Source organism: bacterium (assembly GCA_040755795.1).
Taxonomy (GTDB): domain Bacteria; phylum UBA9089; class CG2-30-40-21; order CG2-30-40-21; family SBAY01; genus JBFLXS01.
The window spans coordinates 1-15,012 of record JBFLXS010000062.1 but is presented as its reverse complement, the minus strand read 5'-3'; the positions used below and the strand labels follow the sequence as shown (position 1 = coordinate 15,012).

Here is a 15,012-nt window from a genome sequence, read left to right as displayed (position 1 = left end):
GATATTTTACTATCTTATCCCGAATCTCCTCTATAAGTGAAGAAGTAATGGGTTCAAGAATTACCTTTTCTTTCCTTTTCATTGGTTCTGCTTCATATTTACCCATGGTTTGCATCCTCTCCTTTTAGCCACAATGAGCAGATAACTTGTTTATAGACGAACCTATTTCGTCTATCCCGATTCTGGCTGCGATGCCAGAGTTCTTTCTACTAACATTTTTTTGTCATTTATCACCTATGTCTATACTATCCATTGGGCTTCTGATTTTACCCAGGCTTTTTGTGCTTACATGGGTATAGATTTCAGTCGTTTTGCTATCTTTATGCCCTAATAGCTCTTGAATGTATCTCAAATCCGTTCCACCCTCCAATAGATGTGGAGCAAAGCTGTGTCTTAAGACCATGTATAGTTATCTCTTTTCTTATGCCTGCTTTTTCACATGTCTGCTCGAATATCTTCTGAACGCTTCTAATTGATAAATATCTTTCTTTCCTTGCGCCGCCAAAAAGCCACCTTTCAGGCTTATCTTTTTTCCAATATTCCTTCAGAACTTCCAATGTCTTTCATAATTTCATTATAACAAAGTCCTTAAATATTGTCAATTTCTTTCTATTGATGGGAATTTGATAATATGCAAAGACGGACATCCTTTGACAGGCATGTTACAGCAGTCAGTAAACAGTTTCCGCAATCCCTTTAATACCAGGCAACAACGAATAAAATACTTCCTCTCTTTTGCTCTCTATTTCCTTAAGTCTACCTTTAGGGAGAGGCATATCTTTGCGTCCGAGCAATTTCGCCTAACGGTTTGAGTATTTACGAACTTGCGAGGCAAGTTAGGCGAAGCGAAGCAAAGCCGTAAATGCTCTGTTAGATGAAGTTGGGGCTCTTTCTTTGTCATTCATTCAATCCATGAATATATTGCTCAATTCTATGAACAAACTTCTCTGCTTCTTCAATTCTTTCTCTTGCTATATCTTCTTCTATCTCTATACCGACTTCATAGTCTCCAATTTCTCTATCCTCTTGTTCCCTTGTAAGTATTTTCGCAAATTCTTTCTCTATCTTTTCTGTTTTCACCAGATGTAGACCAAACATTCTTCGGACGCCATTGTGTGTATCTGATTCAACCCCAGCCAAAGATAAAGCTGCTTTTGCTGCGTGCAAGACAGCATAATAGGCTCTTGAAACACAATCTTCAAATAGACTTTCTTTCATTAGCACCTTTGCTGCATGAAGGGCCTTTTTATCGCGGTTCAATTCCTTAGTAGTATGTTCAGGTATATCTTTATTCATATTGTGATTCCTTCTCGAATAACATTCTTTATGAAAGGAGTTTTTATTTTATAGAGATAACCTTATTCCTTTTTGTTAATGACTTTTGGAGATATGCAAATTCCGTCCTCAAGAAGTATATCAGTAGCTATGTCATATATCACATTTCTAATATGCCAATCTCCACCAGCAGTTATTATTAATATATCTATATCAGAGTCCTTCCGAGCCTCTCCACGAGCTCTGGAACCAAATAACTTCACCTCTACAAGATTGCCTAATAATACTTCCTCAATCTTCATTCTGAATTTTTTCAGTGATAGTTTTTCTTTTTCATTTAGTATCATTATTCTTATCTTCCTATCTCAGTGTTTTTAAAGCCACAATTTCATCTAACGGGATGCGGATGAGCGAAGTGCCCGGGGTACCCATGAAGTGGGTCGTGGGCATTTTGGCTTCAGCCCCGACCCACTTCGTGCGACCCACCCTGTGGGTTCCCCGCCGCCGCTGATAGCCGAAGTGACGCTTTGCAACTTCCCTTTTCCTGAGCCTGTCAGGAACAGGTTTCAAAAATTCCCTTTGAGTTACATAAAGCTTCCGCCTTTCGCTCATCCGCATCCCGATAACCAAAATGCGAACCCCAAAGGGGTTCGAGCGAAGCGACATTTTGGCTATCGGTTCGAGTGTTTCCGAAGTTAGTCGACTGATAAGGAGACTAATTTTGGAAACACTCTGTTATCTGAAGTCTGGCAATATCTATTCCTCATTAACAATTATTCCTTTTGAAAAAGTTCTCTTATTTCTTCTACAAACTGCAACCAAATCTCTGGAATATTATTAGCTAAATCCTCTAACGGACTTTCCTCCAAGCTAAATCCGTAGGCATGAACGAAAAAATGTCTAAAAGTTAGGTACTCATAAAGTTCATCAGATAGCCTTTCTGATATAACTCCAAGAGATATTGAAAGATTCAATAAATCTTTATGCCATGTGTCAGATTTTGGTATCTCAACATCTCTTGCCTTTAAAATTTGTTTCAAAATATTCTCTATTCCATTGTAAATATTATGAAGGAATGCACCAATAGCTGCCAATTCAACAACCGACTTCTCCTCTCTGTCCATAGCCTCCCTAAGATTACTTAATGCTATTTCTACATTCTCTTTTTCTGCAAGGATTTCTTTAGATAGATTACCCATAAATTCTTACTCCTGTTTCTTCCACAAGCTCATTAAATAATGATTTCTTAGACATATCTACAAGATCAACAGGTTTTGATAAGTATTTAAATAGCTCGGCATAAAACTTGAAGAATAACCGAGGTTCTATCCCTTTTACCCCAATGTCTATATCATTTGACTCTTTATCTGTTTTAATTGATGAACCAAATAAGAAGATAGAGGAAACATTATATTTCTCAGCACATTGTAAGATTATCTCTTTATCCCTTTTTGTTATCACTTTCATCACCTACCTTGTCAAATTCCTCAAAATGCCTTTTAAATAAAAATTGAATTTTTTGGGCTTCTTGAATTCGATTAGGTATGTATCCTTCTTCCTCAAGTTTCGCAATGTGGCGGTCAATTTCTACATTGCACCAATCATGCCATTCTCTTATCTTGATATTCATATCCTCAAGATGCCCAATGTACCTCTGGTAACCTTCACCAACTAAAGCCAGAGCAAGATAGAAAAGATATGTTGCAATTACCCTCTCTTTTGGCGAAATTTTCTCCTGATCCAATCTTCTATAGCTGCGTAGAGCATCTCCATATCTCTTTAAGCATATCTCCACCTCCATCTTCCCAAGTAATGCCATGACATTTGAAGAATTTAGCTCAATAGCCCTTTTATATTCCACAAGAGCTTTTTCAAATTCTCCCTTCTGGGCATAACACCCACCTATACACATATAAATCTCACTATTATTTGGATCAAACATTAATATTGTCGTATAATCCTTGATAGCCATATTTGGTCGATCAAGCCTCCGATAGATCAACCCGCGCTTCAAGAGAGTCTTACCCAAAGGAGTTTCTGTAATCTTTGTTGGTTTTGCTTTCTCAATTAGCTCAATTAGATTTTCTTTGATCTCTTTTGGTAAAACCTTGTCTATTTCTGCCTTAACTCCCTCATCAGTAATAGCCAGTGTCCTTACTGTAAAGTCATCTGGCAAAGCTTTCTTTATTTCTTCGATTATACTTTTTAAGTCAGGTTTCCCGTAATGTCTTTGGAATAATGTATGAAGTTCCCATGCCTGAATAAGTCTATCCATAAAAATACCTTCATCTATTAATTTAGAAAAATATGGCAGAATATCTTCCAGAGAGTACCCAGTCCCACTTATGTTAATTCCCACATCCAATAAAGGTTCAATGTATTCATCAAAAGGTTTTCCAGATAAGGCTAAAGCAGTAGATATAATCCAGGAGGCAATTACTTTATGTTCATTCGATGTAATTTTTCCTTTCCACTCCTGGTAAATACTAACAGCCTCATCGTATAGTCCACGCCAGACAGTAACCTCCATTTTACTCATTACAGTGAGTATTTTTGAAGGATCTATCTCAATTGCTCTTTGATATTCTAAGATAGCCTCTTCTAAATCTCCCTTCCGGGCATAACAGTCAGCAAGCTCAGAATGTAAAGCGCTATTTGATGGATCTTTTTCTATTTCTTTTTTATAATTTATAATTTTTTCATCCAAATCTGATATTCTCATGTAACGAGTAGTTTCATAGAATTGTTGGTAGAGTCGCATCATCTGGATAAAGTTTTGCATCATTAATTGTGTTATAGCATCAATGGATTTATCTAATGCCTTATCCAGTTGATTTGCATTATAAAGTTCTTCTGTTTCTGAAAGATTAATTTCACCCAAAAAAGGAGATAGCTGAATTTCCATATCCCAATCTCTAATCTCCTTTGCAATATCATAAGCCTTCTTAAAATAATCACCAGCCTTTAGAGAATCTTTAGAGACATAATAAATATATCCTAAAAAAGCAAGCCATATCTCTTCTTCCTCTCTAATGCCCCATCTTTCAGATTCATCTAAATTCTCATTTAGATATTTCACACACATTTCTGATTGATTTATAGTAAGATAGGAATTTACAAGCATATCAAGATAATTCTTTTCTGTCTCCCAATCTTTACTTGCTTTTGTAACTTTTACCGCATCTTTAAGATAATTAATCCCTTCTATAACCTTGTTTTTTCCTTCTTCAACCTTGTCTTCTTCAATCATCTTTCTACCTATCTCAGTGAACTTCATCCCAAGATTAGAAAGGCAAATAGCCTCATTTTGCCGATCTTTAACTTCATGGGCAATTCTTCTTCCTTCTTCGTAACATCTTATTGCTTCCTCCATTTCTCCAAAGTCATAGTAAGAGTTCCCCTGATTATTTAACCAGCGAGATTCTAAACGTTTATCTGGAATACTCCTTGCAATATCTAATGCTTGTTGGTAACAATCTTCTGCTTGTCTGTAATACTTCTCTGCTTCCGTAAGTTTACCTAACAGTTTCGCTAATTCACCCTGAGTATGGTAGAGATTCCCTTTATTAGCGAGCCAGCGACTTTCATCCCTTCTTCTATTACCGATTTTCTTTGCAATTTTTAATGCCTTTTCATAGCATTCCATCGCATCTTGGAACCTCCCTGAATCTCTAAATGCATTACCAAGAGAACCAAGCCAAAAGCCTTCAATTTCCTCTTTTTCCTGGAAGGACCTGGCTATGTGATGTGCATGTTGAAGATATTTAATCGCCTCCCCATATTTCCTTTGGTTAAAATATGTAACTCCAAGCCAGCCAAATGGATTGCTATCCGCTATTTTCTTTTCTATGGCAATCTTTAAAGCCTTTTCATAATCCTCGCTTGCTTCTTTAAAACATCCCAAAAAATACTTTACATTTGCTCTGATATTCAGAATATTATAGTAAAACTCTAAATCCTCATCTTTTTCCTCTTCAATAAGCTCAATTATTGAGCTGCAGATATTAATCATTTCTTCATAGGCATAGGTTTCTTCCATCTTCTTTAGAATATCGGCATAAGTTGTTTCTTTAATCTTTTCTTTAATCTTCTTTAAATTACGAGTTTCTATAAAGGCTTTAAGTAAGACATCAGGATATCCCTTAAGAATATTTTCTAATTCCTCATCTATTTTTATCCTCTGGTCTTCTAGTGATTGAAAGAATTGAGAGAGTATGAAATCACGATAAATGCCACGAACGCCAAAAGGTAAAGGAATATCTTTCCTTTCTGTTTTGACTATAACCTCTGGCATATCTCTGCTTAATCTTTCACATTCTACCAATAATTCTTCCCTATTCATCTTTATCTTCCTCCTTTATGGGCTACTGCCAGTAGCCTCAGTAACTATAGAAGAAATTATTAAAGTTTTCTGTTCCTCCGGGGAAAGCTTTCTGAACCAGTCTTTATAAATATCCTCAATCAGGTTGCTTAGTTTTTCTCCTTGAAGATGAGCTTGGGTATCTATACTTTTGCACCTTACTATTATTTTCCCAGGATTCCCATCTGTTAGTCTTTGAAGTAATTCTACATAATCAAGTAGTCTTTTATCCAGCCCCTTAATTTCAATCAACTCCTTTATCTCTTCAGAACTCAATCCCTCAAGTTTAATCTTACTATTTGTAGGTAGCTGAGGAAAAGGTTCCTTTTGAGTGGCAATAATTAGAAAAGTTCTATTTTTTAACCCTTGCATCTCATCGACTAAATATTTTATATATCTCCGTAAATCTTCATAGTCATTAAAATCTTCGTTGATATCAATAGCTATTATCGTATCAGTGTCATCCATAGAAAGTTTGTTTATTACTCCAGTTAATGTTATATATTCTTCTATGTTTTCAGGTTTTTCAGGTTTAGATAGATGTGAAACTCCTTGGGTAATGCCAAACATTTCTTGTAAGACAGTGTTAATACCCCATTTGCCCAATACTCCTTTTTTCTTTTGGAATCTTTCTGCTTCAGCAATGCAACAAAATTCATCCTTCAACTCAGTTTTGCCAATCCCTGGTGGTCCATAAATCCAGAACATCTCAACTTTAATATTGGGATTATTCAACTGTTTCGAAAACAATTCAATTTCTTTTTTTCTGCCTGCGATACACGGAAGTTCTGACTTACTTGTTTTTTTACAGATTTGTTCAATAGGATGAGGGTTTTCATCAAATCTTTGACGATACCCTTCAGCCTTTTGAGTCCAACGGGCAATAACAGGTGTTACTCTTTCAGGGTTACCTATGAAACGAACCCTCCAGGAAATCTTTTGGCCTTTGGATAGAAGTTTATTTGATATCCCTTTGTTGCTCATAGTAATTAATTGATTCCAATCCAAATCTTGATATCTTTCTGTTAATTCCTCAAACTTCTGTGGAAGGCCAAACTCCTTGGTAAATTCTTTTAAGAGACCTAAAAAAGCCTCTTTTCCAGAGACGGTTACAGCTTCTCCTTTACTAAAAACTGGACTTGTTATATCAAAATTTTGGAATTCCCTCTGGAGCTGAAGCTCAATTCCTTTATTATCCCACTTGCATGATAAGACTATATTTCTTCTCATGTAATGTTCAAACTGGCTTCGAATAGGATTAGGACAAGTAGAAGCAAGGGCAATACATTTTCCTATGATTTCCTTTCCAGGAAGTCTTTTCTCATCAGCATCCATAAGGTCAGCAATTCTTAATAAGGCGATTAGCAAATTTCTCCGTATCCTTTTTCCATCAATAAAATAATCTTCTTTTTTATCTACATTACCAGAGTGATAACTGGCAATCTCTTCGATCACATGGCGTACACTTCGTTCTGTAATAAATGGTGCTAAAATTTCATCTAAGATATCTGCGCCAGCAGGTCCATGAAGTTTCCGCGACTCTTGTGTATTTATCTTTTTCTTCAAGACTTTTTCGTAAGCCTCTTTTAGCGGAAGGTCCCAATCTGTCATACCGAGATCATGACCATAAGCGGCAAGATAGAGGATATATTGTTCATGGTCTTCTATCAGGAACTTTTTATTATTCATGAGTTCGTATAAAAAGCCGATAACCCGCTTGATATGATCCACATCATGGGAGTTAAAATACCAGAAGCCCAAATCCTCACTTTCACTATGCGAAACTTCCTTCATTTTCTTTTCGATTCCTTTTTCTATGCGCTCAAGGTTAGAGTCTGGAGACCCCCATGATGAAGGAAGTTTTACCTTTCTCATATTTTTTTGGAAAACCTCATATTTCTCCAACATCTATTATCCTCCCCATTATTCTGATTAAAGATATACAATTGTATGTTTTTCTTCCCTCATGCCCTATGCGCCTCTGCAAAATCGGTTCTTCTCTCATTAAATTATATCACTTCATTACGAGGTTTCAGATAACGTCTTGCGGATAAAAGAAGTCGCCGAAGGCAATTTGAGGAAATCTTTGACTTCCCTTTCATCCGTTGTTAGCCGAAGCTGCTATACCTACCCTTTTCCTTTCCTTTTAATAAGCAACAAAATTTGAGACCGATAATCTTGATACTCCTTCCCAAATCGTTCTTTCAAATCCTTTTCTTCACCTCTTGCAGCAAAGATGTCCACTAAGAACGCAGCCAATAGTAAATATAGTAGAGCAGTCTCCAATGTGAGAAGAAGGCAACCAAAGATAATCAACCATTCCCCTATAAATATTGGATGAGGGAATAAAGCATACGGTCCTGTTTTGATTACTCTTTGATTTTTAATCGTCCATTTGTTAAAAATTCTGGTGATGAGAATGGCTGTTTTAAATCCAATGAGCCATTGAGCCCAGAAAGATAATATCAAACCCCACGCTGCGAGGATAAATCCTACTATTCTAACCCATGTTGGCAAAGGGAATTTACCAACACTTGATAATATATTTGGTATGTATAACCATAGAAGAACAGACAAACTTCCCCAAATGCAGAATACCAAGATGACATAACTCTTTGGTGTAAATTTAACTGATAACCACTGACGCAACCCCAACCAAAATGACCAAACCAGAAGACGAAGAAGATATAAAGGCAGAAATAGAATCCATAGTACAATGGCAAACCCTTTCAGTCCATAACCATAATAGAAAAACACCATAAGCAAACATATAATCCAGATAAACAAAACATCTCCCAGCCTTCTCTTCATAAATATCCTCTTATCCCTTTAAAAAGTAGTTTCGGCTAACGGGATGCGGATGAGCGAAGTGCCCCCGGGGGCATAGGTTCGACAAGCTCACTAGACAGGCTCACTACAAGTTTTGGCTTCCGCCTTTCGCTCATCCGCATCCCCGACCCGCCTGAGGCGGGTGCCCCGCAAAATGGAGCGAAGCGACATTTTGGTTATCAGAATGCATGTTTGCGAAGTTGTCTTTAGGCAATTTCGTAAACATGCTGTTATATGAAGTTGCAGGCTAATCTCTTTATCTATAAATATTCTGCTAATACCTCTATTTCCTTAATTTTCTTTAAGTTCTTATCATTGGTTACAAAAAGAGTTCCGTTGTTTTCTATTCCTATTGCAAATTGTATAGCATCAGGTGTTGTTATTCCATATTGTGCCCTTAATTCTGCTGCTTTTTCTGCAATTATTGGGTCTGCAGTATCAAACATTATTCTTCTATGTCGTTTGATTATTCTCTTTATTCCCATGATGCCCTTTCCTTATTAACATATTCTTGAGCGTCTATTCCTTCCCACATTTCTTTCCCCACCCCTTTTATATCATAAATATTGAACTTGCGCTCTCTTTCTACATATACAGAGATTTCCAACATCAATTTAGAAAGGAGAATCATCTTTTCATTATTTGCAAGTTGTGAAATTTCTTTATAATTTGTCTCCGTATTTGTATTGCTCATTTTAATCCCTCCTTTTATTAGCCTGCAATTCATATAACTTGTTTATAGACGAACCTGTTTCGTCTATCCCGATTCTGGCTGCGATGCCAGAGTTCTTTCTACTATACTCAACAACGGAATAAAGGGTGAGATTGAAATGCAGGGGACTGGATTGTAGCTACCTTTAGTCAAACTATCTTCCTGCTTTCATCTTTATTTCGTGTTTCCTTTATTTCGTGCTTTCGTGGTATAGATGAAAGTTGCGTATCAATTTCATTCTCCCTTTTCGTCCTATGAAGTTAAACGAAGGCAACAACATCATCATAATTTACGGTCTCCTTTTCCAAAGGCAGGTTTTCGAATTGCACATAACCTTCCCAGCATAAAAGAAGTTTTTGCGAAGCAAAAAATTAGGTGAGTGCTGTGAGGCACGAACCTTTTATGCTGTGTTAGGCGATGGGGCAAGCAGATTTTTTCCCTTGTCATCTTTACTTCGCCTCCTTAATCAATCTATAAGTTTTCTCAATATCTCCCACATTTTCATATATCTTCTTTATTGGTTCTAATTCTGTTATTGAATAATAGTAAATCATATCTTGTATCAAATCCTCCAAAAGATTGATTGAAAATAAAGCGTATCGGGTTTCATCTAATGGGCTTGACATTAGTGATGAATTATAAGAACCGTCTTTTTGATATGAATCCTTAATCTTTCCAATTAACTCTTTGATTTTATCAATCAATTGAGTAAGTTCATTTAGTTTCAGTTCAATCCTGGAATAAAGAAAATCAATACAGTAGACAATCTTAGATATCTCTTCGAGTGAAACATTCTTGTTTATGTAGCTTAAAAGATAAATCAGCCAGAGATTAGCATTTTCTGGAATCTTATTTAGGTTATCCAATATAAAGCAAACCTTGTAAAAACCATCCAGATCTTTGGGAATTATTTTTACGATTTTGTTTTCATCAATTACACCTTGAAGTTGATGAGATAACTTCTCTTTGGTTATATCAATCAACCCATGCTGAAAATTAAGAAGGAAATTTTTAGCATCAATCCTCTCACACAATACCCTTATTGTGTCATCATATCTTAACAATCTTTCAAATTTACCCTGTGGTACTCTAAAAGCATAACTTCTCCATGCCTCCACCATCCCATATTCACTGTTTTCCATAATCCAGTTTGGTTTGAATATAGCATATCTTAGTGACGGTTTGTGAATATAAACAAAGAATTTGTTTTCAATCGGCTCTCGTTGACCACCTTTCTTTTTAGCAACCTTAGATATTTTGAAATCATAAAACTCTAAATCTGCTTTTTCTGCATATTGAAACTCAAATTCTGTTTTTTCCCTTTCTATTTCTGCAATAAAATCGGGCTCTCTTGAAATACCGCCCTTTCTTAAAAACCATAAAAATTTATCCCCACCAGCCTTATAAACCTTAACCTGTTTCTTTGGATATAATTCTTTTACTTTCTCTTCTAACCATTCCAATACCTCTAACTCAGCAATTGCTTTCTTCTTCATATCTTTGCGGTATTCCAGATAAGTGCGGGATTTTATATCGCTGGATTGGGCATATATTGTTTTCCCATCTAATTTCATAGTTTCCACCATCTATAACAACCTCATTTGATATTGCCTTAAACTTTTTACTGATTCAAAAACGATTTCTGGATTTATCTCATAACCAATGCCGTTTCGTTTTAAATCTGCTGCTGCCAAAAGTGTAGTCCCAGAGCCAACAAAGGGGTCAAGAATTGTCTCGCTTATATAACTAAATGCCTTAATCAACCTATAAGGCAATTCATAGGGAAAGGGAGCAATGTGATTCCGTCTATCGCCGCTGCCCTGGGGTTTCATTAACCAAACATCACTCTTTTTTAAGGATAGCCAAAATTCTTTATCTAATTTTGATTGCTCTTTTTGTTCCTTGGTCAGATGGCTATATTTCTTAAAACCCTTCTTCTCGGGTTTATCAAACTCAAGGATAAATTCGTGCATATTATTTATTAAAATACCACCCGGATATGGATATGTTCCAAAATGAGCCCTCACAGCATTTGTCTTATGCCATATTATATCCCTTTTAAATATGAACCCTATTTTTTCGCAGGTATCTATTGTTCTACCTACTAGATTTAATGTTCTAAAACCTCCATTTTCACATCGGACAGGAAGGTTCATGATATTTATAAATGCTTTTCTTCCAGGTTGTAAAACTCTATAGACTTCTTTCCATACCTCGTTTATTTTTTCAAACCATTCATCAACATTATGAATATTACCAAGGTCATTTTCAATAGGTTCTTTTGAATACATTTTTGTATCAAAATATGGAGGCGAAGTAATCATCAAATGAATACTATTATCCTCCAACTCATCCATTCTCATAGAATTTTTGACAAAAATCTTTTGGATTGTCTCATTTATTTCAATAACATTTGCCGTATCAATATCTATCTTATTTGTTTCAATTTTGGGTTTAAAATTTGTTTCATATCTTTTTAACTCAGCTAAATCAAAGCGCATCTGTTGACTGGCTGCAATTTGTGCCTTAATAATCTGGCTTTTAGCAAGCTTATGAAGTATTTCAACAGAAATACCTAAAAATTTAGCTGCTTCTATTGCTGAAAGGTAACTTCTGTTCTTATAGTCTTTTGGTTCCATTCTGATTATCCTTTTTGCTTGCCCTTTCGCCTAACGTTCCCAGAGTTTGCGAAGTTTTTGGCTGGTAGGGGTCTCAATAACCTTTTGAATTACAGTTAGATGTTCAAAAGGATAACTCACCTTTGATACACCACTTAATACCACTCAAAAATTTAGCTTTAGCGTCGCAAACTCTATGTTAGTTGCAGTTGCAGGCATTTCCTTTCTAATAAAAATGGTCGCTGTCCTTTTCTCTTGCTTCACCGACTTGACCTTAATTTAAATTATTCCTTGCACATCCATTTTTGTTATCTCATAATTTGCAACCAACAACTCTTTCCCTTTTTGTGCTCTCTGTTGTTTATAATTGTTCATCCCGTATTGCAATTCCCACTCAACCTGATAAAAGTCTTTAAACAATGCTCGGATATATTCGTTATTATCATAGGTTATTAACCATTTATGCTTTAATTGTTTGAGATTTTCAAAAAATACTTCGTGATTAAAATCTACATGAAGATACCCATTTTTTCCATATAATCTTGACTGTGTAGTTGAATAATATGGTGGATCCAAAAAAATAAATACACCTTTACCTTCTTTATCTAATCTGAACACAGTAAAACGAAAATGACCCTCCTCCAAAAAATGGTTCTCGGAGTTCCTCATATTGAGGAATAAATTTGTAAAGATAGCCTACTGCCCTGGATTTTCCACATGGATAACGTAAAGGACTTTTAATCATCTTTGTTTCTCTTCTCAAGCAATTTTTCCCCTGGTCTTTTAGATTTATTATTCATCCCTTAATTTCTCAATAACCTTCATTTTTATTCGGACAACGACCATTTTTATTTTTTCCTCGGTTTTTCCCCTTATCCATTTTCTTTCTGCCTGCAATTGCAACTAACGGGATGCGGATGAGCGAAGTGCCCCTTTAGGGGCATAGGTTCGACAGGCTCACTACAAGTTTTGGCTTCAGCCCCGACCCGCAAGCGCGACCCACTTCGTGGGTCCCCCGCAAAATGGAGCGAAGCGACATTTTGGTTATCGATTTGCGTGTTTATGAAGTTGCTGAAGGCAATTTCGTAAACACGCTGTTAGACGCTGTTGGTTGCTTCCTTTTTAGTATCATTGGCAAAATTAATCTTATTTAAGACAAACTCTTTTACTTTCTTAGCTATTTCAAGAGCTTCCTCAGCAGATTCTATTCCTGGTTCAAGCCAGACATCAGGATAACGAACTTCTACTGCATAATCAGTTAAGCTATCCGCATCTTCCAACTCATCTTTGAAAGAGGATTCTACGGTAGCACATAATTCTAACAAGTCTGCTATCTTATGAGTCTTGGTAAAGTAAATTTGATGGTATACTAAAAATGCCTTCAAATACTTCTCTACAGCCTGCTGACAATGAAAACATACCGTTTCTGTAACAGGGTCTTCAAAGGACAATTCTCTTTCTACACTCAAAAGATCGTAACCGTTCAGGCTATGCATCAAAAGTGTAAGAAGGGGGATAAGGAGATAAGGGAGATATGGAGATAAGATAATAGAAATAGATTGAAATTTATAGAATTCGAAGAATGTTGCGAAGCAAAAATAGGTAGAAATTGATTGTGGAAAACAACAAATTTCCATAAATTTCTATTAGTTTCTACTAATTTCAATTTTTTTAATAATATCTCCCTATCTCCTTAATCTCCACATCTCCTTTTGTTACACCACCTGAACGCTTACAAAAGATCTTTATCTGCCTTCTTTATCCATTTATTAACCAAATCCTCAATAACTTCATCTCGATTCATAAATAACCTTCCCAAATTTGTTTGCAGGATAGATAATGGTGCCAATAATATCCTTCTAGGTTTCAAATTCTTCAGCCGTTTTTACAATCACATCCACTGGAATTTTCAAACCCGCCAGTATCTTTCTAACTTTACGATTCTGTATAGGTGCTGGCACATTACTATCTTTAATAATCAACAAATCCAAATCACTATCTTCTGTGGGGGTTCCGTTAGCATAAGAACCAAAAAGAATTATTTTTTGAGGCTTGAAGTTTTCTGCAATTCTTGTTTTAATTTCATCTATTTGCTCTTGACTTACCATTAAACTCCCTCCTCCGCATCCCGATAACCAAAATGGAGCGAAGCGACATTTTGGTTATTGGTTTCAGCATATACGACGTTTTGCAATAGCAAAATGTCCCGGAGGGCAAGGGCGTTAGCCCGTAGCGTATATGCTGTGTTATGTGAAGTTGCGCTCATATCTTCTCAAATAGAATAATCAGCACCTTTTCTCCTTTTGCAACGCTGCCCCTATGTTTACTCGCTTCTCCTTCGGGTATAAAGAGACCATCACCTGCATTAAATTCTACCCGTTCTCCGTTAAAATCAATTGACATCCTGCCGTCCAAGACATAGCCAAGGTGTCCTTTTGTGCACCAGTCGCTCTCCACAAAATCATCTGAAAACTCAACCAACCTAACTCTTTGACCATGTTTTAAAAAGACTTTATGGCGAACACCTGGTGCCGGGCGTTCCCAATCCATCGCTTTGAAATTAATCAAATATTTAGCCATGTCTACCTCTATGTTTTATAAGAGCAATTTCACATAACTTGTTTATATCCGAACAAGTTCGGATATACCCCCAATTTTGGGGTGATATCCGAAGTACTTCGGATATCCCAACTCTAGCTGAAAAGCCCGGACACCCCTTCTATTAACAATCTTTTGCCACCCATTACTTCCCTTTCTTCAACTGATAGGAATTTGCTTTTTGGGGGCATTTTTTTCTTCAACTGATAGGAATTTGCTTTTTGGGGGCATTTTTTTCTTCGCAACATTCTCGCTTTGCTCGAATTCGGATGTTACCTTCACTTTTGTTCATTCCGGGGATATTTTACCAAAAATTTTATCTCATGTCAATAAAAAAAGTAACTATTCAGCCACAGATAGACACGGATGAAACACTGAAAATTCGTAAATCGTGTCCGGTATCCGTGTCCGTAATCAGGTTGAAGGGTTTTTCTCCTGTTGTCCTCTGCCCTCTGCCTTCTGCCCTCTGCTATTCATCCATGTCAATCTGTGTTAATTGTATACTGAAATTTAGTTCTTTTATTAAGAATAAAATAAATAAAATAAAAATAAATAGGAGTAGGGTTTGTGGATACTGTGGGCAACTGCCTTGCAGTTGTCCAAGCGATGTGGGTAACTCT

19 protein-coding genes are annotated in these 15,012 nt (G+C 36.3%); 1 reads left to right on the top strand and 18 read right to left on the bottom strand.

Annotation, left to right across the window (positions count from 1 at the left end):
- Positions 1 to 223: 223 nt before the first annotated feature.
- From AB1414_06380 to AB1414_06295, 18 genes are all read right to left on the bottom strand, one after another.
- Positions 224 to 403, bottom strand: coding sequence for a tyrosine-type recombinase/integrase (locus AB1414_06380; protein ID MEW6607067.1), 180 nt, complete (start codon positions 401 to 403; stop codon positions 224 to 226).
- Positions 321 to 557 carry a hypothetical protein gene (locus AB1414_06375; protein ID MEW6607066.1) on the bottom strand — a complete coding sequence of 79 codons (237 nt, stop codon included), beginning with the start codon at positions 555 to 557 and terminating at the stop codon, positions 321 to 323. The genes AB1414_06380 and AB1414_06375 overlap by 83 nt, the downstream gene beginning before the upstream one ends.
- Positions 558 to 897: 340 nt before the next feature.
- On the bottom strand, positions 898 to 1,296 hold the full coding sequence (locus tag AB1414_06370) for a HEPN domain-containing protein (protein ID MEW6607065.1): 399 nt from the start codon (positions 1,294 to 1,296) through the stop codon (positions 898 to 900).
- 62 nt (positions 1,297 to 1,358) lie between these two features.
- A complete protein-coding gene (locus AB1414_06365; GenBank protein ID MEW6607064.1) occupies positions 1,359 to 1,622 on the bottom strand; it encodes a nucleotidyltransferase domain-containing protein in 264 nt (87 codons plus the stop codon).
- A 426-nt stretch (positions 1,623 to 2,048) separates the two neighbouring features.
- Positions 2,049 to 2,474 (bottom strand): hypothetical protein, encoded by a 426-nt coding sequence (locus AB1414_06360; GenBank protein MEW6607063.1) that lies wholly within the window; start codon positions 2,472 to 2,474, stop codon positions 2,049 to 2,051.
- On the bottom strand, positions 2,467 to 2,742 hold the full coding sequence (locus AB1414_06355; protein ID MEW6607062.1) for a hypothetical protein: 276 nt from the start codon (positions 2,740 to 2,742) through the stop codon (positions 2,467 to 2,469). Before AB1414_06355 ends, AB1414_06360 begins: the two co-directional genes overlap by 8 nt.
- Positions 2,717 to 5,617 carry a tetratricopeptide repeat protein gene (locus tag AB1414_06350; GenBank protein MEW6607061.1) on the bottom strand — a complete coding sequence of 967 codons (2,901 nt, stop codon included), beginning with the start codon at positions 5,615 to 5,617 and terminating at the stop codon, positions 2,717 to 2,719. Before AB1414_06350 ends, AB1414_06355 begins: the two co-directional genes overlap by 26 nt.
- 15 nt (positions 5,618 to 5,632) lie before the next feature.
- Positions 5,633 to 7,543 carry an HD domain-containing protein gene (locus tag AB1414_06345; protein ID MEW6607060.1) on the bottom strand — a complete coding sequence of 637 codons (1,911 nt, stop codon included), beginning with the start codon at positions 7,541 to 7,543 and terminating at the stop codon, positions 5,633 to 5,635.
- Positions 7,544 to 7,762: 219 nt separating this feature from the next.
- The gene (locus AB1414_06340) at positions 7,763 to 8,446 is read right to left on the bottom strand and encodes a methyltransferase (protein ID MEW6607059.1); all 684 of its coding nucleotides are present in this window, start codon (positions 8,444 to 8,446) and stop codon (positions 7,763 to 7,765) included.
- Between the two features lie 278 nt (positions 8,447 to 8,724).
- Complete coding sequence (locus AB1414_06335; GenBank protein ID MEW6607058.1) at positions 8,725 to 8,949, bottom strand: PIN domain-containing protein; 225 nt, start codon at positions 8,947 to 8,949, stop codon at positions 8,725 to 8,727.
- Positions 8,940 to 9,158: a hypothetical protein gene (locus AB1414_06330; GenBank protein MEW6607057.1), complete on the bottom strand. Its 219-nt coding sequence runs from the start codon at positions 9,156 to 9,158 to the stop codon at positions 8,940 to 8,942. The genes AB1414_06335 and AB1414_06330 overlap by 10 nt, the downstream gene beginning before the upstream one ends.
- Before the next feature lie 467 nt (positions 9,159 to 9,625).
- Positions 9,626 to 10,750: a hypothetical protein gene (locus AB1414_06325; protein MEW6607056.1), complete on the bottom strand. Its 1,125-nt coding sequence runs from the start codon at positions 10,748 to 10,750 to the stop codon at positions 9,626 to 9,628.
- 12 nt (positions 10,751 to 10,762) lie between these two features.
- The gene (locus tag AB1414_06320; GenBank protein ID MEW6607055.1) at positions 10,763 to 11,815 is read right to left on the bottom strand and encodes a DNA methyltransferase; all 1,053 of its coding nucleotides are present in this window, start codon (positions 11,813 to 11,815) and stop codon (positions 10,763 to 10,765) included.
- A gap of 258 nt (positions 11,816 to 12,073) precedes the next feature.
- Entirely contained in the window at positions 12,074 to 12,412 is a 339-nt protein-coding gene (locus AB1414_06315; protein ID MEW6607054.1) for a DNA adenine methylase, read from the bottom strand.
- A complete protein-coding gene (locus AB1414_06310; protein ID MEW6607053.1) occupies positions 12,396 to 12,539 on the bottom strand; it encodes a DNA adenine methylase in 144 nt (47 codons plus the stop codon). The genes AB1414_06315 and AB1414_06310 overlap by 17 nt, the downstream gene beginning before the upstream one ends.
- Before the next feature lie 352 nt (positions 12,540 to 12,891).
- On the bottom strand, positions 12,892 to 13,431 hold the full coding sequence (locus tag AB1414_06305; GenBank protein MEW6607052.1) for a HEPN domain-containing protein: 540 nt from the start codon (positions 13,429 to 13,431) through the stop codon (positions 12,892 to 12,894).
- Between the two features lie 222 nt (positions 13,432 to 13,653).
- Positions 13,654 to 13,902, bottom strand: coding sequence for a nucleotidyltransferase domain-containing protein (locus tag AB1414_06300; GenBank protein ID MEW6607051.1), 249 nt, complete (start codon positions 13,900 to 13,902; stop codon positions 13,654 to 13,656).
- 154 nt (positions 13,903 to 14,056) lie between these two features.
- Positions 14,057 to 14,374, bottom strand: a complete 318-nt coding sequence (locus AB1414_06295; protein MEW6607050.1) for a cupin domain-containing protein — start codon at positions 14,372 to 14,374, stop codon at positions 14,057 to 14,059.
- Positions 14,375 to 14,715: 341 nt separating this feature from the next.
- On the opposite strand from AB1414_06295, the gene AB1414_06290 reads away from it, so the two are divergent.
- A partial coding sequence (locus AB1414_06290; GenBank protein MEW6607049.1) for a hypothetical protein occupies positions 14,716 to 15,012 on the top strand: 297 nt, incomplete at its 3' end.

Coding starts and splice junctions, on each gene's coding strand:
- AB1414_06340 (MEW6607059.1), bottom strand. CDS start 8,446: ATGAAGAGAAGGCTGGGAGATGTTTTGTTTATCTGGATTATATGTTTG.
- AB1414_06310 (MEW6607053.1), bottom strand. CDS start 12,539: ATGATTAAAAGTCCTTTACGTTATCCATGTGGAAAATCCAGGGCAGTA.
- AB1414_06300 (MEW6607051.1), bottom strand. CDS start 13,902: ATGGTAAGTCAAGAGCAAATAGATGAAATTAAAACAAGAATTGCAGAA.
- AB1414_06335 (MEW6607058.1), bottom strand. CDS start 8,949: ATGGGAATAAAGAGAATAATCAAACGACATAGAAGAATAATGTTTGAT.
- AB1414_06325 (MEW6607056.1), bottom strand. CDS start 10,750: ATGAAATTAGATGGGAAAACAATATATGCCCAATCCAGCGATATAAAA.
- AB1414_06295 (MEW6607050.1), bottom strand. CDS start 14,374: ATGGCTAAATATTTGATTAATTTCAAAGCGATGGATTGGGAACGCCCG.
- AB1414_06365 (MEW6607064.1), bottom strand. CDS start 1,622: ATGATACTAAATGAAAAAGAAAAACTATCACTGAAAAAATTCAGAATG.
- AB1414_06380 (MEW6607067.1), bottom strand. CDS start 403: ATGGTCTTAAGACACAGCTTTGCTCCACATCTATTGGAGGGTGGAACG.
- AB1414_06360 (MEW6607063.1), bottom strand. CDS start 2,474: ATGGGTAATCTATCTAAAGAAATCCTTGCAGAAAAAGAGAATGTAGAA.
- AB1414_06350 (MEW6607061.1), bottom strand. CDS start 5,617: ATGAATAGGGAAGAATTATTGGTAGAATGTGAAAGATTAAGCAGAGAT.
- AB1414_06330 (MEW6607057.1), bottom strand. CDS start 9,158: ATGAGCAATACAAATACGGAGACAAATTATAAAGAAATTTCACAACTT.
- AB1414_06305 (MEW6607052.1), bottom strand. CDS start 13,431: ATGGAAATTTGTTGTTTTCCACAATCAATTTCTACCTATTTTTGCTTC.
- AB1414_06355 (MEW6607062.1), bottom strand. CDS start 2,742: ATGAAAGTGATAACAAAAAGGGATAAAGAGATAATCTTACAATGTGCT.
- AB1414_06320 (MEW6607055.1), bottom strand. CDS start 11,815: ATGGAACCAAAAGACTATAAGAACAGAAGTTACCTTTCAGCAATAGAA.
- AB1414_06345 (MEW6607060.1), bottom strand. CDS start 7,543: ATGTTGGAGAAATATGAGGTTTTCCAAAAAAATATGAGAAAGGTAAAA.
- AB1414_06370 (MEW6607065.1), bottom strand. CDS start 1,296: ATGAATAAAGATATACCTGAACATACTACTAAGGAATTGAACCGCGAT.